Origin of the sequence: Snodgrassella sp. (assembly GCF_024103505.1) — a bacterium.
GTDB lineage: Bacteria > Pseudomonadota > Gammaproteobacteria > Burkholderiales > Neisseriaceae > Snodgrassella > Snodgrassella communis.
Map to the genome: position 1 here is coordinate 53,365 of NZ_JAGGIJ010000006.1, position 26,394 is coordinate 79,758.

The following is a 26,394-nucleotide window of genomic DNA, read 5'->3' on the forward strand; positions in this document are numbered from 1 at the left end:
AAAGGATGGCTCAGCCATCCTTTTTTATCAATTATAGGAGCACGCTATAATCGAAGTATAGATTTATCCATTGAGACAATAAATAAAAATACATCATATGGCGATTTTATTGTTAAATTCTGGCCAAAATTTGTGCGGGTGCCAAGGTGAAAAACATTAATAAATTTATATACCCGATAATTTATATTATAGGGCTATTAATATTATTGGGTACTTCAACTAATAAATATCAGTGGATGCAGGGAATGGATAAGACGATAGTTCAATTGCCAGAAGATAGTTCTGCAAATACAGCGATTGGAACAACTATTTTAACTTTAATATTGGTTATTATGCAGATAATTCATTGCAAATTTGCCAGAAGCCGGCTTGAGAAAAACGCGGTAATTATACTGGCAGTGCTTACAAGCATGGTATGGGCGATTAAATTCAGTTAACAATTAATTTTATCCCATTTAAATTGCTTATATTGCCTCTTACCTTACGATAAAGCCAGATAGTCTGCCTGACAACTTTTCCAACAAACAGCTTGCTGCACCGGCACAGAGCAACCGGCTGCACAGCTATAACAACACAAATAAAACGCCGCTAATTCTTATCATAAAATATTATCAGCACTTGTTAAGCAAAGTGCCGATTAGCCAATCAAATCAGACGTGACAGTAATTAAAATCCACATCGCTTACAAGCATTGAATACAATAAATTTAAGCGTGCAATATTAAACAATAGTATTTCAGCCAGATGCCTCGTGGGTAGAATCTTGGCTATCAGACTGGCTAGCTGAATATACTGGCTACCACAAAACTGGCTGATGAATAATGAATCTGAGTTGCCCGCAATAACACCCATCAGCGGGAAAACCATAGAGTATCAGCACAGACTATATCCGTTTAACTGCACATATTAGCGTAGCCATATGGCACACTTAATCGTCCGCATCCAACCAAATACTGAATTGATATCTATTTAATCATCAAACACCGGCAAGAGAAATAAACAAAGAACAACTACCGCTTTGTTATACCACTTGCCCATAAAACATCAAACAATATCCAGCCAATCAAATATAAAATATTCACACAAACAACGTAACTTGTTGCACGCGAATTTATCCTGAGAAAGGAATATTAACCATTCCATTACGATTGCATGAAAGCATATTAAGCACGCCTGAATTAATCAGTTTTTATCAGGAAGATAAAACGTTAATTCTCATCTCCTCTTCCTGATGGTTCACAATTAAATTTCGCCACCTATGCCTTTAAACTTCTCAACCAGCTCAACAATTTTCTGGTATACCTTTTGTTTTTTGGGTAAATATTGCGGATTAAGCGGGCTCATTTTGGGCAGGATTTCGTTCAGCTCCGTGCCGTTGTCAGTAGCATATTCACGCCTTAATGAGGATGCAATATAACGTTTAGCAGCAGCTTCATTTAAATTTTCATCACCAATTAATGCCTTAACCTCAGCCTGTTGCTGCTGTTGGGCATACTGGTAAAAGGCATCAATCATACCGGCTTTATCAGCAATAGCATTTAAATCGGTATGTTGAATAAATTCAATAACCAATTCTTCCTTGGCACGATAGCCTAAACTGGAGCGGATTAAGCGCTGTGTATCGTCAACAATGACTTGTTTATTCTTATCTTGCTTGTTCTGCTCAAAAATTAATTCCAGAATATAATCCAAATTGATTTCTTGCGATTTTAATAAGTCCACCTCAAAAACCACATCATCCCAATCAATGGTTAGCTGCTCCTGTTTTTCAGCGGCTTGTTGTCTATACAGCCAGTCACGAATATCATGGTAAGTTGAACGGTAATTCTGGATTGCTCTTTCTGTTGGCAGCTTAATCTTTTGCATCCGTTCAAAAGCTTCATCTGAAACATAATACTGCGCTTTAAACTGTTCAACCGCCTGTTTATCCGTTGTATCCAGCTGTTGCAATGCCTTTAAAGCAATATATTCATCATAATTCTGTAATGCATTATCGGCACGTAAATACTGGCCAAATAATTTAACAAACGCTTTTTTATCTTTTTCAGTAATAATCTGATCCGGATGGGGAAAACGTTGCTGTAGCTCAGCCACAAGAGCTAAATATCCGCTATGGATTTCACCGGAAATCTCATCGGTGTAGCCTTGCATATATTCATCATAACTTTTTTCTAATACCACATCCTGAGTGTTTTTTTGGCCAAATAGTTTGATGGCGTCAATGGTGGCTGGTTCTAAATCACGAAATGCCACAATATTACCGCAGGTTTTGGTGTCATCATAGATACGATTGGTGCGTGAAAAAGCTTGGATTAAGCCATGAAAACGTAAGTTTTTATCGACAAATAGCGTATTGAGGGTTGGCGCATCAAAGCCGGTTAGAAACATACCCACCACGATTAATAAATCAATTTCCTGCTTTTTAACGCGCAAAGATAAATCACGGTAATAATTCTGAAATTGCCCGCTGCTAACATCATAGTTAGATTTAAACATTTGATTGTAATCATCAATCGCAGAGGCTAAAAACTCTTTGGCACTTTGATTTAACGCATTGGTTTCAAAGCTTTCATCAGCAATAGCACCAGCGGGGTCTTGTTGCTCATTAGCAGCAAAGGAAAAGATCGTAGCAATTTTCAATGGCTTACTGGATGATTGTTGCAGCTTTTTTAACGACTCATAATACAGCTTTGCCGCGTCCACACTGCTCACGGCAAACATGGCATTAAATCCTTTGCCGTTGCCATTTGAACGATGCGTTTTTTGTTTAAAACGTTTTAGGATATATTGGCTGATCTGTTCAATCCGTTTGGGATGCAGTAATGCTTGCTTATTTTCAGCAGCACTGAGTTTGTCCAGATTTTGCTCGCATTCAATCGCTTTAAAATGCGGGCGTACATCATTGTAGTCAACTTTAAATTTAAGTACTTTTTTATCGCGAATAGCGTCGGTAATCAGATAGCTATGCAACTCACGCCCGAATACTTTGGCGGTAGTTTGTTCGCCAAATGCATTAGCGTCCAGAATTGGGGTGCCGGTGAAACCAAACTGATAATATTTTTTGAACTTTTTCTTAATATTTTTTTGTGCTTCACCAAATTGTGAGCGATGTGCTTCATCAAAAATAAACACGACCTGTTTATTATAGATTGCTAAATCATCCTTAGTTTTTATCAGATTATTGAGTTTTTGAATGGTGGTAACAATAATTTTATTATCCTGTTTTTCAATATTGCGCTCCAGTCCGGCAGTACTATCGGAACCATTGACACTGTCTTTTGAGAATTTCTGATACTCTTTCATGGTTTGATAATCCAGATCCTTACGATCTACCACAAAAAACACTTTATCAATAAATTCCAGCTCAGTGGCCAGACGCGCTGCTTTAAAGCTGGTGAGGGTTTTTCCTGATCCGGTAGTGTGCCAGATAAAGCCCCCACTATGTGGGCTACTCCAGTTTTTGGCCTGATAAGCACTGATAATCTGCCATAAAATCCGTTCGGTTGCGGCAATCTGGTAAGGGCGCATAATCAATAAAGTATCACTGATGTCCAGAACGGAGTAAGTGATTAAAACACTTAACAGCACACGGCTGGCAAAAAAAGTGGCAGTAAAATCTTTTAAGTCTTTAATTGGTTCGTTTTCAACATTCGCCCAGTTTATGGTGAAATCAAAGCTGGTCTTATCCCGTTTAGTGGTGTTGGCAAAATACTGGGTATCGGTACCGTTTGAAATTACAAATAACTGTAGATATTTAAACAGGGAATTGTCATGATTAAAACTCTCTTTACTGTAGCGATGAACTTGACCAAACGCTTCACGAATGGCCAAGTCTCGTCTTTTAAGCTCCACCTGTACCAAAGGCAGGCCATTAACTAAGATGGTAACATCGTAGCGATTAGCATAATCACCGGTTTGCTGAAACTGGCGAATCACCTGTAATTTATTGTTGCTGAGATTTTTTTTATCGAGCAGATAGATATTCTGAATATGCCCATCATCAAACACAAAATCGTAGATGTGATTATGGTGAATTTTACGGCTTTTATCGACCATCGATTCATTCGGTTTATCCAGATACTCTAATACAAATCGCTGCCATTCCTCATCGCTAAACTGCATATTGTTGAGCGTTTGCAACTGCACCCGAATATTGGCCAACAATTTCTGCTGATTATTCAGCTCAGGCAAATATTCATATCCTTGACGGCATAAATCCTGAATCAATTCGTTTTCTAATTCATTTTCCGTTTGATATCCAGCCGCCGGCTCTTCAAGCTTGGTGTAGTTATCTAAAATAATATAGTGATCGGTTTCGGCAATCGGGGTTGTGTAATTGACCATCGTCCACTCCTGCTAGTTAAAATTGTAATTTTCGAGTAAATGATTCAGTAAAAAGGCAACAATTTGTTTTTCAGGCTCAGAAGGCTCGGGCACCATTTCATTGGATAAGGTTGAATGACTGGTAAAATTGATTATGCGGGTTAAGTATACGTCTCTATCATCAGGCAGCAAGTCTGACCAATGCCGATAGCCTAAAAAACAGGCGGTTTTTTCATACAGATTACGTAATAGGGTAAAATGATATTTTTCAATTTTATTTTCTTTAATCGCTTCTTGCAGCAACTGTTTTAAATACAGATGATAGGAAAAGCTGTGATTTGAATCGCCTTGTTTGTTTTCTAGTTCAAAATAGCCATCTGCTAATCGTCTTAGAATATAACCGTTTGGCAACTTCAATTCATTATAAAGTACATTATAAAACAGTGGATTATGGGTAGTGATAATAAATTTAATGTCAGATTCACTGGATTTGATTAATTGGGCAATATCCACTGCCAATTGAATCAGATGATTCTCATCTAATGAGCTAACCGGATCATCAATAAAAATATAGCGTAATTGGTCAAACTCATTAGTGGAACGCTCGCTTTTTTCCGCAATATTGCGCTCGGCAATCACCAAACTAATCAAGGTGAAAAAAATACTCCAAATTAAATTATTTTCTTCCCCCTTGGAGATTTTAATATTCTCGATACGCTGATCATTACCTGCTGCGAGCGAAAAAGTAATAGCAGAAAAATCTTCATTGAAATGTGGCGTTAGGTTTTGCTGAGTATAAGCTTGGAAGTATCTGGCCACATTTTGTTCCTGCCCTTGCTCTTTCAGAATCCAGTCCGTAAATGAATTGGGTTGTATGCTTAACTGATGCTCGCCTTGCTGATATTTATCGTTATCCCAGACAAATAAATCCTCAGTAAATGCGTTATAGTAAAGAATCTTATGCCGTGTTAAAGCACTACTGTCTTCTTCATCCGATTTATTCTGCGATACAATGAATTCTTTAAACGCTTGCGATAAACGTGTTTTACCGGTGCCATTAAAGGCATAAATCAATTGGGCTTTTTTTCCGTTTTTGGCAATTTTATCAAGCTGTTTTGCAATATTTATCAGTGTATTATTCATATTCTGATTATCTTGTCTTATTTATCTTCCACCTTAGGAAAGTCCAATAATAAATCCCGATAATACTCGTACTGTTTTTGGCGTAACTCAATCTCACACGGTAAACCTTCGGTCATGGAATTTGTTAACGCATCAAATTTATCTAAGATTTCGACAATTTGAGTTAACTTTGTCAACGGAAGAATAGGGATTTTGATGCTATTTAAATTCTTTTGATTTAATTTAGGTTGTGCAGCACCTGAAATATAAGGTGTTAAATCTATATTATTTAAAAAATACTCAATGAACTTACGTTCACCATAAGTCTTAAATTTCAATACGTGAGCGTGATTATTTACCCAAGTCTTGCCTGTAATACTAAATGCTATAGGAGTATTTCTTGCTAATAAATTTGCGCCATCTTCTGATATAAGCAATAAATCTTCTTCGAAAAGATAGTCTTCTACATAATCAACAATACCAGATGCTCCATAATACGGTATGCTACCTGACTTTCTTAGGCCACTTGTTACAGGTTTCCTCATATAATCAAGATTTTCTGCTATTTCTCCTAAGGTCTTCCACTCAACCTCATCCTCTTTAAATGTCAATAATTTATCTCGATAATAATCGTATTGTTTTTTCCGTGCTGTAAGCTCTGCTGTAAGCTCTGCTGTAAGCTCTGTAAAAGTGTCTAAGATACGGACGATTTCAGTCTGTATGTGTAGCGAAGGAATAGGAATTTGAATTTTTTTTAATTCACTCATTGGTAAACTAATAACTGGCGAACCAACAATTTTTTTACTATATTCATTTACTATATATTTTGAATTAAATAAATGAGATAAGTATTTTGAAACAACTATTTCTTGAACAGGTTTTATTACATAGACTCCTTCTTTGATATTCCAATTTTTAGGTTTTTCATCAATAACAGCTGTTTTTCCTACCGTCCCTGTCCCCGAAAATAAGATGTCGCCAGCCTCTAAATTCGAGCGGTTGTTTATAAGCTCTAAAGCTTGGTTATTAATTTTATCAGTCTTATCAAGGAAGACTATCTTTCCATTCTGAATTTCTCGAACAGTTATATAGAAATTCATAGCATCGGATGTATTCAACTTAAAGTTATTTCGTGGATTTAGCCCCGTTTTCAAAGATTTTATTACTTCCCCTAATGGTTTCCACTCAACCGCTTCCCCATCAAGTAGCTTAGCGATACTGTTTTGCATATTTGAATTGTTACTCATTTCTTGCGACTTTCCTGTTTCGCTTTATTTGCTAATACGTTGATGGTTTTCAGATAAGATATTTCTACCCCACTATAAACATTTCGTGAATGTTGTTGAACTGTTCGGATTTTCTGAACAGTTGCTTTTTTAAAATAAGCTTCAACATAAACTTGTTGATTATTAACATGGTAAATTTGAATGTGATTATTGCTCATGCATCAATCTCCGCCACAATTGCATCAATTTGGGCGCGTAAGCGATCAATTTTAGCCACCGTTTCTTTTAATTCTGCATTAAGCTTATTAATATCAATGATTTCACGGGTATCTTCGGCTTCCACATATGAGCTTACCGATAAATTATAGTCATTGTCGGCAATGGTTTGATTAGCAACCGATTTGGCAAAATATTCGATGTCTTGCTTGCTGGCAAATACTTGCACAATTTCTTCAATATGCTTATCAGTTAGGACATTATTATTGGTTTCTTTTTTAAACAGTTTGCTGGCATCCATAAATTGTGTGGTTCTGACGGTTTTATTTTTTGCCAGCACCAGAATATTGACCGCAATTGAGGTACCATAAAATAAGTTTGGTGCCAGTGATATCACGGTTTCAACAAAATTATTATCGATTAAATATTTACGGATTTTTTGCTCAGCACCACCTCGATAAAAAATACCCGGAAAAGTAACAATCGCCGCCCGTCCTCGCTCAGACAAGTAGCTTAATGCATGTAGAATAAAGGCAAAATCGGCTTTTGATTTTGGTGCAAGTATGCCAGCGGGGGCATATCGGTCATCATTGATTAAGGTTGGATCATCACTGCCAATCCATTTAATTGAATAAGGCGGATTGGAAACAATGGCATCAAATGGCTTTTCGTTGCCAAACTTAGGATTAAGTAGTGTATCCCCCAAGACAATTTCAAATTTATCGTAATTGATGTTGTGTAGAAACATATTCATACGAGCAAGATTATAGGTGGTATGGTTAATTTCCTGACCATAGAATCCATCCTCAATGATATGCTTATCAAACTGTTTTTTTGCCTGTAACAATAAAGAGCCTGAGCCTGCCGCTGGGTCATAGATTTTATTGATTTTTGTTTGATTATGTAAGGCTAATTGTGCGATTAATTTGGATACATTCGGCGGGGTGAAAAATTCTCCTCCTGATTTACCGGCTTTAGAAGCATAATTGGAGATTAAATATTCATAAGCATCACCAAACACGTCAATATGATTATCTTCAAATTGCCCAAAATCCAGCTCGGCAATGCCATTAAGTACGGCGGCTAGCCGTTTGTTTTTGTCGGCTACAGTATTGCCTAAGCGGTTGCTGGTGGTGTCAAAATCGGCAAATAACCCTTTAATATCGCTTTCGGAAGGATAGCCGATAGCTGAACTTTCAATCGCATTGAAAATATTAGCCAAGTCAGTATTTAAACAGGGATTGGTGCTAACTTCCGTTACAATTTTACAAAATAATTGGCTAGGATAAATAAAATAGCCTTTGGATTTAATGGCATCCTGTTTGATTTCGTCGGTAATCTTATCATCGGAAATTGATTTATAATCAATACTTTCATCGCCAGCCTGCATATAATCAGCAAAGTTTTCACTAATAAAGCGATAAAACAAGGTGCCAAGTACGTATTGTTTGAAATCCCAGCCATCGACAGCGCCTCTTACTTCGTCGGCAATTTTCCATATTTGGCGTTGTAATTGGTCTCGTTGCTGGATACTGATGGCCATGATTAAATTCCAATAAAAATCTGTGTGTTAAATATTAGGCTTATTGTGATATTTAAGCGGTAATAGTGTATTTTATCAGTATGGCTGCTTATTGGTGCATCAGGGTACAAAATAATATCCGCTACTTAGCAATAACTGCGTTATAGGGTCTTTAATATTAAACTTCTGTCCTGCATTGTGTATATTGCTTTTACAGGTGGCGATTGATTCTGGCAACAGATTGGGTAACAGCTCAGCACATTGCATTTTGCCTGTACCGATTGAGTATGATTGATTTTCTGATGTTTGCTGTATTGCTCAGTCATCCATTATTTAATAACGATAGCAGTTGCGCAGGAGGCATCATTGCAAATACTTTATTTTCTTCTATAGCACTTTTTGCAGTAATAAGTTGCATTCAATTTGGTATTTAACCAACTAAGGCAGAGAAAATCAAAGTGGTCATGGCTGCGGATAATGGCGTTGTTACCCTGATGGGTGATGCAGTAAAAGCACAGCGGGCATTGATTGCATACAATGTCTTAAATGCGCAGGTAGATGTTTGAATCACTTTATTCCATCAAAAAAGATGGCATAGCCATCCTTTTTCATTGTCATGATTATATTCAGTAGCCAATCTGAACTGGCTAAATATCTGATACAGCAAAACCAACTAAATCATCAGCCTTTGACACAGATAACCTGACGCAATTGATGCCTGATTTCCACCAGCTCCTGCTGCGCCTGCATTACGGCATCGATATCTTTGTACGCCAGTGGAATTTCGTCGATTACTTCCGCATCTTTACGACATTCTACATGGGCGGTAGCCTGCATCTGGTCGGCAACGGTGAATCTCCTTTTGGCTTCGGCGCGGCTCATTACCCGCCCTGCACCATGCGAACAGGAATGAAAGCTTTCGGTGTTTCCCAAACCGCGCACGATATAACTTTTTGCTCCCATTGAGCCCGGAATAATCCCCAGTTCGCCCTCGCGTGCAGACACAGCACCCTTACGGGTAACAAATACATTCTTACCAAAGTGCTGTTCTTTCTGCACGTAGTTATGATGGCAGTTTATGGTTTGCAGATGCGTGGTAAATGGCACATCTATCACTTGGCGTAATGCAGCAATGGTGTTGTGCATCATCACTTCACGGTTTACGCGGGCAAAGTCCTGCGCCCAATGCACAGCTTGCAGATAATCACGACAATATTCGGTGCCTTCGGCAAAATACGCCAGATCGTTATTGGGCAGATAGGTATCAATAAAATACTTTTTCATTTCTTTTTGTGCCAGCTCACTGAAATATTTGCCAATGGCATGGCCAATACCACGGGAACCGCTGTGCAGCATAATCCATACCTGATCGGTTTCATCCAGACAAACTTCGATAAAATGATTACCGCTGCCCAGTGTACCCAGATGATGCAAGCTATTGGCTTTTAAAAAGCGCGGATATTTGCTGGTGAGTTTTTCAAAGCCGGGCAATAACTGCTGCCAGTACGCTTGTACAATCGGTGGCGGATTATGCCAGCTACCTTTATCATATTTTTTATTACCCGGGGTGGAGCCATGCGGTACGGCTTTTTCAATCGCCTGCCGCAATGGCATTAAATCTTCCGGCAAATCCTGTGCGGTAAGTGATAATTGCACAGCCATCATGCCACAGCCGATATCCACGCCAACCGCAGCCGGAATAACTGCGCCGGTGGTGGGAATCACGCTACCAACGGTGGAACCTCGTCCCAGATGTACATCGGGCATTACGGCAATATGTTTAAAAATAAAGGGCAGTTCTGCGGTTTGCAGCAATTGTGCTTTGGCAACATCTTCTACTGGTACGCCTTTAGTCCACATTTTTACGGGACGGGTTTTATTTTCTTTTAATACTTCATATTTGTGCATTTTTATCTTTCATTATTTTTCTGTTAATCAATCAGCCTAGGTTAGGCTGCTATTTCGCCTGAATGTTAATCAAACCATGTAATAACTGATCCAGACCGCCCACAACTGAAATTTTGTCGATGCGTTCAGCAATGCGTTCCAGTGTTTCCATTTCTTTCAGGCGCAAAGCCACCGGATTGTTTTCCATTACTCTGGCGGTATTCAGCAGGGAGCGGGTGGCGGAAGTTTCTTCGCGGCGACGGATTACATTGGCCTGTGCCGCTTTTTCAGCCTCCACTACCTGCGCCAGTATGGTTTTCATGTCGCCCGGCAGAATTATGTCTTTTACGCCTACGCTAATGGTTTCAATTCCATAGCCTGTCATGTTCGCCTGCATATGCGCATTGATGACTTCGTCAATCACATCTTTGTTTTCCAGTAATTCATCCAGTGTGCGGGTACCAATTGCTTCGCGTAAGGCAAATTGCAATTGCCGGTACAAGAGTTCCACCGGCTGGGCAGCTTTGGCAAAAGCAGTTAATACATCGGTATAACACCAGTTGGCGACCAGATTGATACGCAGATTGACTTTGTCACGGGTTAGAATTTCCTGTCCGGAAATTTCGACAGTCTGCAAGCGTGTATCGACGATTTCAACGCTGATTTCGCGGTTAAAGCGCCAGTAAGCGGTAATGCCAGCATCCAGTAGTTGTTCCACTTTGCCATTTACTTTTAATACGCCAACATGATAGGCCGGTACCTGTGCAATCAGCACGCTGCTGTCACCAATCACTTCTTTCTTACGCAATTTTGGCTGTAATAATTGCTGTACCATTTGTTCTGAAAGCTGGTAGCCGGCCGCCAGTTCGATAGTCTGCATGTGCTGCTTGCAATTATTCTGCCAATATAATCTTTTTGTTCCCGGCGGCAGGATTTCTACCAGCAGGTCATCCTCGAAGCGTAATCCGGCCTGATTAGCGCCTACCTGCATCTGTACACAGTATTGCTGCATTTGTTCTGGTGCATTCTGCTCAATCGTGGCCGCCAGCAGGTCATCGATACGGTTGTCCTGTAATTTGAATTTTCCCAATACAAGTTTATGTTTGAATTCACATAAGCCTATTACGGATTTTGGCGGAATAATCTGTACAAACTGGTTATCTACGAATAGTGTGCCAATCTGCTCATCTACAAAATAATGCAGTTTGATATTGTCGATACCGGTAATTAATCTGGCGGTATTTTTGGCCTGTATCAGTTCCAGCGCTATTTCATCCGGCAGGCGGTAGCCCTGCTGCAAAGTGACTTTTTTAATCGATTGCGCCTTATAACTCTGCCAGTACAGTGCTTTGGTAGCGGGCATGATAATCTCTACCAGCATGTTTTCTTCATAGCGCAGGGCAATTTCATTATCGGCAACGTTAACGATATGGCAATATTTTTCTACTAGCTGCGGATAAAAATTAAGTAGCTTTTCAGCGATGTTCGGTTCGATTTCGGTATCGGCCAAATCTACCGGATAATAAGTTATTGCTGAAAAGGGATCCCAGAAAGTATGCCGGCCGGCGCTAACGATGGTGTTGATTTCATCCCGTTTATTTACAACAGCCAGCTCACCTTTTTTTACATCGATTATGGTTAACATATTCATTCTCCAGTCTATTGCAGCCAGTAAATCGGATGAACACAATCAAACGGATTAAGTAACGGAATAACAGGGGAAAGATTCATCACCATAATCTAATCACTGCCTGATTATGATTAATAAATATTTTGCCTGCTATCCGGTTTTTTTATCCAGACAAAAACAACGATGTTGAGTTTGTTCGGTTAACCGGTTTTTCCTGTGCCTAAGCTTTTGCTACTCTGCTTATTCCCATTTACTGACTGGTATTGCTTAATACGACAAGTATTACTAAGTGTTTTTTGAAACAGGAATCGAACCTGTCACAGATTGGTTAGGTGCCAATTGCTCTATCCAGTGAGCTATTCAAAAATACTCCGTGAAAGGGAGGTGTCTTTCATACTCAGGGATACATGTTGATAATGCATTTATACTGATCTTGCGACCAATCCAACTGCATTCGCTATGCACCTGACTGCCATATCAGACAGCATGTATTGCAGACACAGGCTTTATTGCAATTACTGTACCAACAGGTAAATTTTTTAGATATTTTTTATAAGCTATTATTTTTCTTAATTAAATAATTATACTTTTAAATTATTTGCTAGTCCTATATTGTTTAAATCCAACATTATTTTATAAATTTATATATAATTTTATTTATATTTATAAACTAGTAAAACAATCCTATGAACAGGAAAAACGTTGTATTCGGCTTTTTAGGCAATGTGCTTGACCAGCGCGGTAAAGGCAGAAAACGCTGGGGGCGCTGGCGGCCAACGGTTGATGTCTGTAATCATCCGGAACTACCGGTATCCCGCTTTGAGCTGCTGTATCAGGTAAATGATAATGAGTTACTGGCTGAAATTATTCAGGATATTAAAACCATTGCCCCGGATACACAGGTTAATCCGGTTGCAGTGCATATACATGACCCGTGGGATTTTGAGGAGGTGTATACCTGTTTACTGGATTTAGCTAAAAGCTATCAATTTGATTACGAACAGGAAAATTATTATTTAAATATTACTACCGGCACGCACGTTATGCAGATTTGCTGGTTTCTGCTGGCAGAATCACGCTTTTATCCGGCCAGACTGCTGCAATTATCGCCGACCAAAGGAGCAGCACGGCATGAAATGGCGTTAGCTGAGCCGGCAGCGCATCAACAGTTATGCTGCCGCGGACAAATCAATATCATTGACCTGAATCTGAACCGCTACGACCAGATTCTGACTCGCTTTCAGCAATACGCCGGACAGGCTACTGAATTACTCAAATCCGGCATTGCTACCAGAAACCAGCACTATAACCAATTGATTACTGAAATAGAACAGGTAGCCAGCCGCTCGTATGCGCCTATCCTGCTATGTGGCCCTACCGGCGCCGGCAAATCGTTTCTTGCCCGGCAAATTTATCAGCTAAAACTGAATAAGCATCAGATTGGTGGACGATTTGTGGAAATCAATTGCGCTACGCTGAGCGGTGATAATGCCATGTCAACTTTGTTCGGCCATAGCAAAGGGGCTTATACCGGTGCAGTTATGCCCAGAAGCGGGTTACTCAAAGAGGCTGATAACGGCCTTTTGTTTCTGGATGAAATCGGTGAACTGGGGCTGGATGAGCAGGCGATTTTGTTAAAAGCTATCGAAGAAAAACATTTTTACCCTTTGGGTTCGGATAAGCTGGTCTCCAGCCGCTTTCAGTTGATTGCCGGCACTAATAAAGATTTAAAACAGGCAATTGCCTGTGGCGCTTTCAGGGAAGATTTATACGCGCGGATTAATTTATGGAGTTATCAATTACCCGGGCTGGCAGAACGCAAAGAGGATATTGAGCCGAATATTGATTTTGAGCTGGCACGCTATGCACAGGAATATGGCACCATGCCACGTTTTAATCAGCAATCCAGAACCCGCTATGTAAACTTTGCTACTTCGGCCAGCGCGCTATGGACAGGTAATTTCCGCGAACTCACTGCGTCCATTACCCGCATGGCTACACTGGCCACGCAAGGTAATATCACTTTGACACAGGTTGAAGATGAAATTCAGCGCCTACAACAACACTGGCAGCAGACAACACCCACCAATACGCTGATTCCGGCTGAAATTGATGAATTCGACCGCTATCAGTTGGAAAAGGTAATTGAAGTATGCCGTAAAAGCCGAACGCTATCCGAGGCCGGCCGTTATCTGTTTGCTGTATCGCGGGCACAGAAACAACGCGCCAATGATGCCGACAGGCTGAAAAAATATCTGGCCAAGTTTGATTTAAGCTGGGAGCAGATAAAAGAAAGATAGTGGTCATTACGTCATTTAAAGACAGCATAACTGCTTAAATTTGAATATGAGGTAATTTATCGGAAACGATTATTCTTGATAACTTACCTCAAAATCATAACCACAAAAAATCAGACTGCCGACAAAACGGTAAGCAGGCAGTCATTCGATTAACACACCATGCGCTGTAGCAGTTTTTTAAACTCTTCACCCACCAGAGGATGCTTCATTCCATACGCTACTGTTGCTTCCAGATAGCCAAGCTTATCGCCACAATCATAGCGTCTGCCGGCAAAAGCATAAGCAATCATTTTCTGCTCGGTGAGCAAGCGGGCAATGGCATCGGTTAACTGGATTTCTCCGCCCGCCCCGCGCGGTAAATTAGTGAGAAAATCAAAAATGCGGGCAGATAAAATATAGCGTCCCACTACCCCCAGATGCGAAGGTGCTTCGTCCGGATGCGGTTTTTCCACAATACTTTTGACATAATCAAAGCTATCTTCGCGGGCGGTTTCTACAATACCGTAAGCTCCAGTCTGTTGGGGGTCGACATTTTCCACACCAAGCACATTACAACCAGTACGGTGATAAGCATCCATCATCTGGCTTAATGCGCCGGACTGGGCATCAATCAGGTCATCGGCGAGCACTACGGCAAAGTTTTCTTTGCCCACAGCGGCACGGCTGCACAACACCGCATGTCCCAGTCCCAGCGCAGCCGGCTGGCGGATATACAGACAGGTGACATTAGGTGGCAGGATATCCTGCACAAAATCGAGTAATTTGTTCTGATTGCGATAAGCCAGCTCGGTTTCCAGCTCATACGCTTTATCAAAGTGATCTTCAATACAGCGCTTATTGCGGCCGGTAATAAATACCAGCTCGGTACAGCCGGCTGCCACGGCCTCCTCTACTGCATACTGAATCAGTGGTTTATCCACAATCGGCAGCATTTCTTTCGGGCTGGCTTTGGTAGCCGGTAAAAAGCGTGTTCCCATACCTGCTACCGGAAACACACATTTACGGATTGGTTCTGTTTTCATCTGCTTCTATTCTTTAATTCCTAACATAGCCATCAACGCAGCCTGATCCAGTATGGTAACACCCAGCGCCTCGGCTTTGCTCAATTTGCTGCCGGCTTCAGCACCAGCCACGACAAAATCGGTTTTTTTCGACACACTGCTACTGACTTTGCCACCGGCTTCCTCGATGTGCTGCTGCGCCACATCCCGCGACCAGTCTGGTAATGTGCCGGTTAACACAAAAGTTTTACCGGCAACAGCTTCATTGGCCGCCGGCGCTATTTCTTCTGGCTCGCCGGCAAGTAATTGCTCACGTAAAGCAATGGTTTTTTGCAGTAATAAGCGGTTTTCCGGCTGGGTGCACCAGTGTTGCCAGCTTTCCGGTAAAGCTTTATCTGTTAATAGCTGCGACCAGTCCATCCCCACCAGTTGCCACAGCTTCTGTGCTCGGGTTTCGGTTAAGCCGGCACCGGGCAGACGTGCCAGTACCCGCTCAGGGGCAAAATATTCACGCAGCGGTATCCGGCGGGTTTCTGCCTGTGGTTCTACGCCCGCATCAAGCAATTCCTGCAATTGACCAGTCTGATCTTCCTGACTGAAAAAATACGCTACCGAATGCGCCACAACAGTACCGATATCCGGCAAACAGGCCAGTAATGGTTCAGTAGCCTGAGTTAGCGTGGACAAATCGCCAAACGCCTGTGCTAATTGCTTGGCAGTGCGTTCACCCACATGAAAAATACCTAAAGCATAGATAAGATTGGCCAGCGGACGCTGGCGGCTGGCTTCGATGCCGGCCAGAATATTTTCTGCCCAGCGGGAAGGTTGCTGTTTGGCCGCCCTACCGGTAGTGGCTAAGGCCAGTTCATCCGCCGCTGCTTCTGCACTATCCGCTGCTTCCTGTTTGGCCTGCTGTTTCATAGCCAGCAAATCAGCCAGTTGCAAACGGTACACATCGGCAAAATGATGCACACGTCCCTGTGCTACCAACAGCTCAATCTGCCGTTCGCCCAGATTTTCAATATCCATCGCTCGGCGTGATGCAAAGTGAATCAGTGCCTGTACCCGTTGTGCCTGACATAACATGCCACCACTACAGCGCACCACAGCCTCCCCCTCTTCACGCACAATTTCATGTCCACAAACCGGACAATGTTGCGGCATACGGAAAGGCGGAAACTTGGGTACGGCCTGTGCCGGCGTGAGCAAATCTGTCTTTTCTTCCACCATTGGTCGCTGTGCCAGTACCACAGACACAATTTCCGGAATCACATCACCGGCACGCCGTACAATGACGGTATCACCCTCACGTACATCCTTACGCTGTGCTTCACCTTCGTTATGCAAAGTGGCATTGGTGACAGTTACACCGCCAACAAATACCGGCGTTAAACGCGCTACCGGGGTAATTGCACCAGTACGTCCAACCTGTACATCAATTGCTTCAACTGTGGTGAGCATTTCTTCAGCCGGAAATTTCTGCGCAATGGCAAACCTTGGCGCCCGCGCCACATAACCCAGTTGTTCCTGTTGTGCCAGATTATCCACTTTGATTACCACACCATCGATACCAAACGGCAAATCTGCGCGTATCTGATAAATATGCTCATAAAAAGCGAGCACTTTTTTGATATCAGCCTGATAACACAAAGTATTCTGTGGCGGCACGGTCAAGCCCCAACGTGCCAGCAGCGTCAGCTCTTCACTGTGACTATCCGCTACAAAATGCTCGTCCAGTCTGGCAATTCCGTAAGCGTAAAAGTGCAGACGCCGGCGTGCAGTAATTTTCGGATCCAGTTGGCGCAAGCTGCCAGCCGCTGCATTGCGCGGATTGGCAAATGTTTTCTGATTTTCTGCCTGCTGATGTGCATTAAGCCGCTCAAAATCCGCTTTCAGCATCAGCACTTCACCACGCACTTCCAGTACATCGGGCACATTATCGCCATGCAGACGCAAAGGAATATTTACAATGGTACGCGCGTTAGCGGTGACATCCTCACCGGTATAGCCATCACCACGGGTTGATGCTTGCACCAGCAGACCATCGCGATAAAGCAAGCTGATGGCCAGACCATCAAATTTCGGTTCGACAATATATTCAGGCTCCGCACCCAGACCATCGCGCACGCGCTTATCAAAAGCATACATTTCACTATGGTCAAACTGATTATTATCGTCCAGCGGCGAAAACGCATTATTCAGTGACAACATGGGAATCTGATGCACCACAGCAGTAAATTTTTGTTGTGCGCGCCCGCCCACGCGCATACTGGGACTATCTGGCTGGCGCCATTGCGGATACTGCTCTTCCAGAGCCTGTAATTCGCGGAACAGCCGGTCATATTCGGCATCCGGTACAGTAGGCGCATCCAGATCATAATACTCATGTGCATAGCGATTAAGCAGTGCAGTTAAATCAATAATTTGCTGTTCGCTTACTGTATCCATTCCGGTTATTCCTTCAGACAGCTATAAAGAAAATGGCAACCCCCATTCTGCGGCTTGCCATCTCATCACAAAATTAACAATACAGGCAATATCAGGAAAACAGCCTTTTCGTCAGCTCACTTCCGGGCTTCAACTCAACCTGCTTCATTTCCTTCTGCCGTTCCACTACATAGCGGCGTACTTCACGCAGCCATTCCGTAGACAGCTCTTCAACTTTATCATTGACCAGATCCAAGCTCAGCTGGCTGGAAAGCTTAACCGCCATATCCATAAACTGATCAAAACATTTTTCGCCGTTCGGTATGTGTACTATATCAAATAACATACTGAATCCACGATAATTTTGATTTGCTAACAATGTTGCTGTAAACGGTGAGTTATCCAGCGTTACAATATTGAACAAAGGTTCACCATTACTATCGGCATAATAGAATGCCCCATCATGCCCCAGTTCAAAACCCAGTTTCTCAACCGCTGTACGCAACTCCATACCACTTACATTCGTGCGTGACACCAGATGAATAGCAATTGTCTGATCAACCCGTGCACACAGCTCATCCAACGGCCGCGCCACATTCAGGAAAGTATTAATATCCGTTAACAGTAATTGGCCATCCATTTGCTCAGCAAAACGATTAGCCTGTTCACCAAAATGTGCCAGCTCTTCATGCGTGAGCAAACCACTGCGGCTAATGGCCTGCAAACCAACCACAAAACCCTGATAATAAACACTGGGAATCGGCTCAGCCACCTGATAACGGTCATCCATGGTACAGCCCACCAGCCGAAAACGTGAACGGCTGCTCAAACGCGGCATGGCGTGCAACTCTTTGGGTTCATACAAGGCAATATAGGCCAGATAGTCAAAACGCATATCAAACCATGGCAGCGGCTGTTTAGACATATCGCGCACATCCAGTAAGGTTTTACGACCTTTTATCGGCATAGTCCGTGATAATGGTTCCATATCGCTGCGTACGGCCGGATTTTCTGAGCTTGCCTCTTTCTCATCGGTCACGGCTACCGGTTGCGCAGCAGTAACGGCATCATCCTGTATGCAGCTATCACTGGCCTCAGGCACAGTTTGCTTATCAGTAGCCACAGGTTCAGGCTGCGCTTCAGATGCATCAGCAGCAGCAGTATCTGCCTCATTTACTGGCGGCATCGTATTGCCATTTGGCACAGACTGCACCTGAGTGCCATCACGTACCGAGCTCACCTGACTGTCCAGTAAGGCATCCTTATTGGCATGTCCAAACTGATCACGCAATTGTTTGCGGTATTGGCTTTCCTGATAAATATTGTAGACCAGCACTGCCAGAATGAACGCCGCACCCACTACCAACACAATCAATACAGAATCACTCATTACATTCCTACTAGGCAATTTGCGGAAGCCGCAGGTTAATTAACAGTTAAACAGAATTATAACCAAAAATACCCCCGCCGGCAGCCTTAAACTATAGCGGCCACTGATATTGCGTTATCACCGGCAAACCCCATGCACGCAACCGGTGCCATTGAAAAAAATGCCCCGGATCGGACTTTCGCCCCGGTGCTATATGCTGATGCCCAGTGATAGCCTGAATCGGGTAGTGCCTACACAGTACCTGCAATAATTCATTTAACTGCATATACTGAGATTCTGTAAACGGCTCAAAATCACAGCCTTCCAGCTCAATCCCAATTGAAAATGCGTTACAGCCTTCACGTCCGTCAAAACGCGACACTCCCGCCTGAAAAGCCGCATCATCACAGGAAACAAACTGGGTTAATGCCCCGCTGCGCTCAAGCAGGAAATGGCTTGATACTCGCAAATTGATAAGCGAACGCATAAAATCATCCGGCTCATCCGGCTTAATCTGATTAGTAAACAGACGCTGCACAGCCTGTTGTCCATATTCAAACGGTGGCAGGGAAATATTATGTAATACCACCAGCGATACCTCAGCCGGCTGCGGGCGCTGGCTGAAATTCGGTGACGGCATATGCGTACACTGCTGCAACCAGCCGTCTGTCCATAGTGGCTTCTGTTCGCCCTGCATCCTCTTCGCCTTTATAATAAAAGTGCCTACCTTAATACAGCTTTGTTTAATCGTCCACATTTAGCAAAAAGTCAGGTCAGAATCTGTACACGATAATAATTAACCAAAAACAGGCCAGAACAACCTATATGCACAGCTAGCAAAATTAGATTTTTCTGTTAAAGAAACAGCCACATATACAATCGCACATATAAAACACTTGCCAAGTACGCTTATATCTGGTTTAATGCGCACTCTTCCCCGATGGCCAGATAGCTCAGTCGGTAGAGCAACGGACTGAAAATCCGTGTGTCGGCAGTTCGATCCTGCCTCTGGCCACCATTAATAACCGCTGAATGCGGTTATTTTTTTGTCTGTTGAATTCAAGTTATATCAATATAAAAAATAAAAAAGATTTTCTTATTTAAAAGTTTACTTGAAAAATTTCTACTTACAGGTTCGATCTATTGCATGACTGAACTAAAACTCTATAAAATTTTCATAGTCATGAAAATCTAAAACAACCGTCCGATTCCATAATAGGTTCTGTACTAGTTATCTTTATAAATTCAAAAACATCATTATAAACTCAATAAAATCCCATATGACCTATTATCATGCTAAAATTTAATGTAAAATTATAGATAATTTCACATACCTTTACAGCTTTGTTAGTTAAAAATTTAAGTTTATTCAAGGAATAAAAAGTGCTTAAGCTTGAAGAAATAGAATTTAGCGCAGATGGTTTTCGTAAATTAAAAAATATAAAAATTAAAATAGCTCCCAGATTGACAGCAATCGCAGGGCATAATGGAATAGGAAAATCTACAATTTTAGGTTTAATAGCTCATTGTTCCGGTTTAACCAAAGGCGAGAAAAGTTTTTTTAATAAAACTTTTCAATCAAATTTTCAAGAAGCATTTTATTTAGATTATTATGATGACTTCAAAAAAAACGAATCTGAAAACAACATATATAATAAACATTCCATAATATTACAATATAAATTAAATAACCAACTGACTATAAAAAAATCTTATTCTTTAAATTTACAAAAACACCCTATCGAAAAAAAATTATATAAAAGCCATATGGTTAAGGTTATTCCCAAAAAAACAAATACCAATACTAGGCAAAGTTCATTATTTGATCAAAAAAATCCTACTGATGAGAACAATAAGTCAAAGCTTTCAGGGTCAAAAATTCTCATTTGGCGTTTACGTATCATTCCAAGAACAATTTCCCCGGAAAAAATTTCTAGTTATAGTATGCATAACTCAGAAATCCTTAATCAAAAAGAAGCAGAACATTTAATGGGATCTGCAAAAATTCCTATTCCTACTATTTATTTAGGGATGAGTAGGATGACTCCTATTGGTGAATTTGATGTTACTTTAATAGATAAAAAGATCTCTATGAGAATGGATAATGAGGATAAAATTTTCATACAAGAAGCTTTTAATCAGGTACTTTCAACTTTCACAGATAGAAATGAAATTACCACTCATATTTTTACTAGCTCTAAAAAAGGTTCTTGTGTTCCATCTTTTGAATATAACTCATTTGCAATATCTTTAGGGCAAGATTCGCTTAGCTCAATAATTACAGCATTAGCATCATTTAACCGGCTTAAACGGGTACAAGAAGCCAATTATAAAGGCGGGATTTTAGTAATTGACGAAGTTGATGCTGGATTACACCCTAGAGCACAGGAAAAATTGGTTGAATTGCTGCACTGTAAAGCCAAAAAGCTTAATCTACAAATTATTATAACGACTCATTCGCTCACCATTCTCAAATCCATACTTGATAAGAATGACCATAAGGGAGAAAAAGTTAATGATGTAGTTTATTTAAAAGATTCTAATTTTCCACATTTAATGGAAAATCCAACTTATACTAAAATAAAAAATGACATGTTAGTTTTGCCTCCAGTGGAACCAAAAACTGAACCAATCAAAATATATTTTGAAGATGAAGAAGCGGTTTTCTTTTTTAAACAAATACTTAAATTTAAAAATATTACAAATTATACAGATTATTTTGGTAAAGAACTAAGACTTATAGCAATATCAGTAGGGTGCAATGTTCTAATGGCATTACACAAAGGCGATGAATATTTTCGCAAAATAATTTTAATTCCTGATAATGATGTTTATAACAGTAAAAATAATAGAGATAACATTGATAATAATGATCTAATATGCCCCTTACCGGGCAATAAAGAATTTAATGTAAACACAAAACAAGGAGATAGACCTCCTGAGAGTATTTTATACAAATATTTATTTGAAAAAGTATATGATAAATCAGATAGTTCAGTAAGAGATTTTTGGACAAATATGCCTAATGGATACACAAGCGATTACGTATCAGAACGGGTTTTAACATTATCAAAAAATGGGGAAGTTATTAAATATGAAAGGGAAAGTTATAAAAATTGGTTTCGAACACATTTAAAATTTTTTGAAGAAAGTAAATTAATATTATTCTGGTGTCAAGAAAATCAAACTGAGATTGATAATTTTCTTAGACGATTAAAATCGGCAATTGAGTTAGTATCTCAATCTAAAGAATAAAGTAGCTTAATATATACGTTAAATTTTTTGATACAATATAAATACATTATAGACAGAGATTGAATATGGCTGGAAATTCAAAACCTTTAACTCCATTACGCTATCCGGGAGGAAAAAGTGCCTTCTCACCCTTTGTCAAAAAAATCCTGGAAACAAATAATTTAGTTGGTGGCCATTATATGGAACCATTTGCAGGAGGATGTGGTGTTGCATTGGATTTATTATTTGATAACTATAGCAAGCATATCCATATAAATGACTTAGATCCTGCAATTTTTCATTTTTGGCAAGCAATTACTCAAGAACCAGACGCTTTTCTTTCATTACTTTCTAAAACGAAAATAACTATTGATGAATGGTATCGGCAAAAAATTATTTTACAAAATCCCAATGATTATTCACCTCTAATACATGGCTTCGCTGCATTTTTCTTAAACCGGACTAATCGCTCTGGAATTTTAAAAGCAGGTGTAATTGGTGGAAAAAATCAGACTGGGAACTATAAATTAGATGCTCGATTTAATAAAGATCGTTTAGCAAAACTTATAACTCGTATTGCTGGATGTGCAGACAAAATTCATGTCTACAATTATGATGCAATTGAGTTAATAAATAAAATAGATATTATATTACCTGAACAATCATTCATTTATCTTGATCCCCCCTATTATGTTAAAGGTCAGGGTCTTTATCGAAATTTTTATACTCATCAAGACCACGTGAGTATATGCAATGCATTAGGCAATATCAACCACAAATGGATTGTATCATATGATAATTGTTCGGAAATCAAATCAATCTATAAGAACTATCGACAAAAAGAATATAATTTATCTTATTGTGCGTGCAATAAACAGAAAGGTTCTGAAGTAATGATTTATGGAGATAATGTAGAAATCCCCAAAAAACCAATTTCTGAAATTTTACATATTAAAATATAAAGTTAACTTTAAAGACAAATTTGTAATTAAACACACTCTATTTACCAAAATTTAATTAATTGCACGGCTAAATATTACCTAATACTTATCTCGAACAAAAGTTCATATTTTAACCTAAATATTTTAACTAATTACCGATCTCGTTACCATTTCTAAGTAATATAGTTTTATACTTTCCAACTTGGCAGACGTTTTTAGACAGCCAATAACCAGAAGTAGGTAAATTATAGGATATTGCCATTTGTGCGTTATTTTTATGTCTGTAAACTTTCACCAATATTATAGTTTCACCAGACGGGGATTACTGGTTGACTGCATCCGGCTATGTCGAAAATCAACTCTTAAACTGCCGGATTAGTGTGTTTCAGGCGGTATCAATATAATATAAGCATATTTAATACAAATGCTTTAATAATGGACATGCTTAAATTTAATGAAGTGATTTAAGTTCTTTACCCAAAAAAAACTAGTCTGTTCAAGAATTCTGTTCATATGCTATTACAATCATCTACTGGATGGCAATGGATTTCAGGCTATATTTGGGGAGAAAGCTTACATGCAATCTGATATTTCTGGATTACAGCAACAGCGGTTTTTTCAATGTTATAGGTAATGCGCTTATCACTCAGACATAAATAGACGGCTGGCAATAGGTTTTGATTGAAGAAGCTCTGACAATACCACCACCGGAGTAGCTTGAAATGGCTATCGATTATAAATGTAACCGCTGAACAGAAATTTAAGTATTAGGCCACTAGCATCAGCCCGATTTTTTAATGAAAAAATAATCATAATCTATTTTGGTAATTGATTGATATTAATTTTAATAATTTAAACGGCTACTTTATTTATTAATTTGATTTATTCTGAGTGCCTATTAAAATAATGCTATTAGTGTAAAATAGCTCGCCATCATCCATACAGGATAAGCGAAATCACTAATTTAAAATAAGTTATGTATCTGTCTGAATTATGCGGCATCTTGCGTGCATTGCTTTATTCACTTCTATTGCCATGATTAACAGCTAGCCGGTTTATCCAGCTAAACCCACTGACAATTTTCAGTACACCTTATGATGAAGACAAAAACCACTAAGCCGGAAAGTGACGGTTTGCTGTTACAGCCTGTTGCCAGATCGGTAACAGATGCAACATGCCATACAAATAAAAATTAACTTGAAATCAATTTTCAGCAATAAAACAAGCACAATAAAATCAGCAGGCAGAAAGCTTTTACTTAGAATGAAAATACACAGCAAACAACCGAAACATCTGGTATGCAGCAATAATTGACAGTATCAAGCTTTAACGGCAAGATAAAGCCGTTGTGTTCAATAGCACAGCCAGCTTTGACAGGCTGATTAAAGAGGCAGACACGCTGCTATTCACTTATGGAATAGCTTTTTTGTCTGTAAATGTTCATTGCTTCACCTGACTTATGGTGGACAATGGCAGGGAGGCTTTACGCCTACCGGTTCTCTTTGTCGGTCTGTCAACCCTGCCATTTGTCTGCCGCCATCCGTGTTTGACAGCACTATTGCGGCTTTATGACCAAAGAGAAAGGCAATTACATGAATATCTACAAGGCGAATCTCTCCCATCACGTACGGCAATCTAATCTGCTTGCACAACGGTTGTGCGCACGCAGGTGGCGTCAGTACACAGAGATAAATTACATGACAAATACAAATAATATATTTATCATCAATAAATGTGCACAGGGAGACAGGCAATGAGATTTCTTGCACCAGATAAGGATGCACTGTCCAGTGCACTGCATGACAACTTACAGCTACAGCAACCTTTTGCACTTTACTATTTACAACAAACTACATCAATCGGCAATCCGTGGCCTGACGAACCAGAGGAAGCTACCGAATACACGGCTTATATCCTGTCACCTTATATCATCAGGGTTGACTCAGACTGGCAGGACAGCGGGCTACTGGTTTTTAAACCTTGCAACAGCATTATCAGAGCCGAAACTCTGGTGTTTTCATTTTGCCAAAAGCGCAACTGGCAACCTTTGCTGTGGCATGGTATAGAACCCTTAGCACAACAAATATGGCAGGCAGTATATAAGCCCTAACATACGCTACCTATGGTGACATCATCATAGGCAGCTGTCTTATTTCCCCAACCAGACCAGCCTGAACAGGTAATATTCTCAATCTGTTCAGGCCGGCAATACCTTTAACCAATATTTATGGCCACTACCATTTTAATTTAACATCTCTTAACTTATATATCAATAGTTTGGCTTTACCACAATAGCAATATTGTGAATATTGACCAGCCGGACTTCTTATTTATAACGAACATTCTATTATTAGCTAGACGACATCATTGTTAGCTAAAATTTAGCACCATTAATCCGGGTAACATGATTAGCGGGTATATGTATCCGCAACCATTCTGATTAAAATATATTTACAAAAATAGCCAGAAATTATTTTAGTAAGTTAATAAATAACATTAAATATTTATAAAAGACATAATTTAATTGTTTCCTAACATTTGCAAAAGATGTATATTGATAATCCTTATCAATTGTCATCCAGTCATAATCTGATTGATATTGATTAACAGAACTAAAATAGGAAAATCAAGAATGCTGTTACAAAAATTTGCCATAGCTAGTGCTGCCCTTATCTCTATGGCAGCTTTTGCTCAGGAATACCCAATGGGTAAACCCATCATCAAAAACGGAATGGAAATTGCTGGCGTCTATCTGCCGCCCATCACTATGGATACCGAAGGTATGGATCACAGCAATATGCATCTGCCAGCCAGCAAAGCTGATGTACATATGGAGGCTGATATTCATGCGACAGAAGGTAATCCAAACGGTTTTGCCGAAGGTGACTGGATTCCTAATCTGAATATTGATTACACCGTCACTAAACTTACTAAAGGCCAATTTGAGCACTCCGGCAAATTCATGTCTATGGTTGCCAATGACGGCCCTCACTATGGGGACAACATTAAACTGAACGGTCAGGGGAAATATCGTGTTACCTACCGTATTTCCCCACCCACTGCCAACCAAATGGCACGTCATATTGACAAAGAAACAGGTGTGGCACCGTGGTTCAAACCATTTGAAGTTAGCTGGGACTTTGATTACGCCGGTGTTGGTCGTAAAGGCAGCTACTAAGTAGTACTGGTCAGTACGG

The 26,394-nt window shown here is 40.2% G+C and carries 17 protein-coding genes and 2 tRNA genes; 7 read left to right on the plus strand and 12 right to left on the minus strand.

Annotation, left to right across the window (positions count from 1 at the left end):
- The first annotated feature begins 146 nt into the window (after positions 1–146).
- Positions 147–437, plus strand: a complete 291-nt coding sequence (locus J6578_RS07255) for a hypothetical protein (RefSeq protein ID WP_287954217.1) — start codon at positions 147–149, stop codon at positions 435–437.
- 804 nt (positions 438–1,241) lie between these two features.
- On the opposite strand, the gene J6578_RS07260 is transcribed toward J6578_RS07255, so the two are convergent.
- The 8 genes from J6578_RS07260 to J6578_RS07295 all read right to left on the minus strand — a co-directional run bounded on the left by J6578_RS07260 (position 1,242) and on the right by J6578_RS07295 (position 12,291).
- The gene (locus tag J6578_RS07260; RefSeq protein ID WP_287954219.1) at positions 1,242–4,343 is read right to left on the minus strand and encodes a type I restriction endonuclease subunit R; all 3,102 of its coding nucleotides are present in this window, start codon (positions 4,341–4,343) and stop codon (positions 1,242–1,244) included.
- Positions 4,344–4,355: 12 nt separating this feature from the next.
- Positions 4,356–5,465 carry an AAA family ATPase gene (locus J6578_RS07265; protein WP_287954221.1) on the minus strand — a complete coding sequence of 370 codons (1,110 nt, stop codon included), beginning with the start codon at positions 5,463–5,465 and terminating at the stop codon, positions 4,356–4,358.
- 17 nt (positions 5,466–5,482) lie between these two features.
- Complete coding sequence (locus tag J6578_RS07270) at positions 5,483–6,691, minus strand: restriction endonuclease subunit S (protein ID WP_239325775.1); 1,209 nt, start codon at positions 6,689–6,691, stop codon at positions 5,483–5,485.
- Positions 6,688–6,888 (minus strand): hypothetical protein, encoded by a 201-nt coding sequence (locus tag J6578_RS07275; RefSeq protein ID WP_287954224.1) that lies wholly within the window; start codon positions 6,886–6,888, stop codon positions 6,688–6,690. The genes J6578_RS07270 and J6578_RS07275 overlap by 4 nt, the downstream gene beginning before the upstream one ends.
- A complete protein-coding gene (locus J6578_RS07280) occupies positions 6,885–8,429 on the minus strand; it encodes a type I restriction-modification system subunit M (RefSeq protein ID WP_287954225.1) in 1,545 nt (514 codons plus the stop codon). Before J6578_RS07280 ends, J6578_RS07275 begins: the two co-directional genes overlap by 4 nt.
- A 660-nt stretch (positions 8,430–9,089) precedes the next feature.
- On the minus strand, positions 9,090–10,316 hold the full coding sequence (locus J6578_RS07285) for an RtcB family protein (RefSeq protein ID WP_287954226.1): 1,227 nt from the start codon (positions 10,314–10,316) through the stop codon (positions 9,090–9,092).
- A gap of 49 nt (positions 10,317–10,365) precedes the next feature.
- Positions 10,366–11,940, minus strand: a complete 1,575-nt coding sequence (locus tag J6578_RS07290; RefSeq protein ID WP_287954227.1) for a slipin family protein — start codon at positions 11,938–11,940, stop codon at positions 10,366–10,368.
- Between the two features lie 278 nt (positions 11,941–12,218).
- A tRNA-Arg gene (locus J6578_RS07295) sits at positions 12,219–12,291 on the minus strand.
- A 320-nt stretch (positions 12,292–12,611) separates the two neighbouring features.
- Between J6578_RS07295 and rtcR the strand changes: the two genes are divergently transcribed.
- The gene (rtcR, locus tag J6578_RS07300) at positions 12,612–14,225 is read left to right on the plus strand and encodes an RNA repair transcriptional activator RtcR (protein WP_287954229.1); all 1,614 of its coding nucleotides are present in this window, start codon (positions 12,612–12,614) and stop codon (positions 14,223–14,225) included.
- Positions 14,226–14,374: 149 nt separating this feature from the next.
- Here the strand turns inward: rtcR and galU are convergent, their stop codons facing one another.
- The 4 genes from galU to ampD form a co-directional block, all read right to left on the minus strand.
- Positions 14,375–15,247, minus strand: a complete 873-nt coding sequence (gene galU / locus J6578_RS07305) for a UTP--glucose-1-phosphate uridylyltransferase GalU (RefSeq protein ID WP_093091907.1) — start codon at positions 15,245–15,247, stop codon at positions 14,375–14,377.
- A 6-nt stretch (positions 15,248–15,253) separates the two neighbouring features.
- Positions 15,254–17,674, minus strand: a complete 2,421-nt coding sequence (ligA, locus tag J6578_RS07310; protein WP_287954231.1) for an NAD-dependent DNA ligase LigA — start codon at positions 17,672–17,674, stop codon at positions 15,254–15,256.
- 91 nt (positions 17,675–17,765) lie between these two features.
- Positions 17,766–19,028 (minus strand): cell division protein ZipA C-terminal FtsZ-binding domain-containing protein, encoded by a 1,263-nt coding sequence (locus J6578_RS07315; protein ID WP_287954300.1) that lies wholly within the window; start codon positions 19,026–19,028, stop codon positions 17,766–17,768.
- A gap of 106 nt (positions 19,029–19,134) precedes the next feature.
- Positions 19,135–19,719 carry a 1,6-anhydro-N-acetylmuramyl-L-alanine amidase AmpD gene (ampD, locus tag J6578_RS07320; RefSeq protein WP_287951227.1) on the minus strand — a complete coding sequence of 195 codons (585 nt, stop codon included), beginning with the start codon at positions 19,717–19,719 and terminating at the stop codon, positions 19,135–19,137.
- Between the two features lie 245 nt (positions 19,720–19,964).
- Between ampD and J6578_RS07325 the strand changes: the two genes are divergently transcribed.
- From J6578_RS07325 to J6578_RS07345, 5 genes are all read left to right on the plus strand, one after another.
- A tRNA-Phe gene (locus J6578_RS07325) sits at positions 19,965–20,040 on the plus strand.
- A 365-nt stretch (positions 20,041–20,405) separates the two neighbouring features.
- Positions 20,406–22,277, plus strand: a complete 1,872-nt coding sequence (locus J6578_RS07330) for an AAA family ATPase (protein WP_287954233.1) — start codon at positions 20,406–20,408, stop codon at positions 22,275–22,277.
- Positions 22,278–22,342: 65 nt separating this feature from the next.
- Positions 22,343–23,218, plus strand: a complete 876-nt coding sequence (locus J6578_RS07335; protein WP_287954235.1) for a DNA adenine methylase — start codon at positions 22,343–22,345, stop codon at positions 23,216–23,218.
- Between the two features lie 1,732 nt (positions 23,219–24,950).
- The gene (locus J6578_RS07340) at positions 24,951–25,307 is read left to right on the plus strand and encodes a hypothetical protein (RefSeq protein ID WP_093091891.1); all 357 of its coding nucleotides are present in this window, start codon (positions 24,951–24,953) and stop codon (positions 25,305–25,307) included.
- Positions 25,308–25,829: 522 nt separating this feature from the next.
- Complete coding sequence (locus tag J6578_RS07345) at positions 25,830–26,375, plus strand: iron transporter (RefSeq protein WP_093091889.1); 546 nt, start codon at positions 25,830–25,832, stop codon at positions 26,373–26,375.
- Positions 26,376–26,394: the final 19 nt, after the last annotated feature.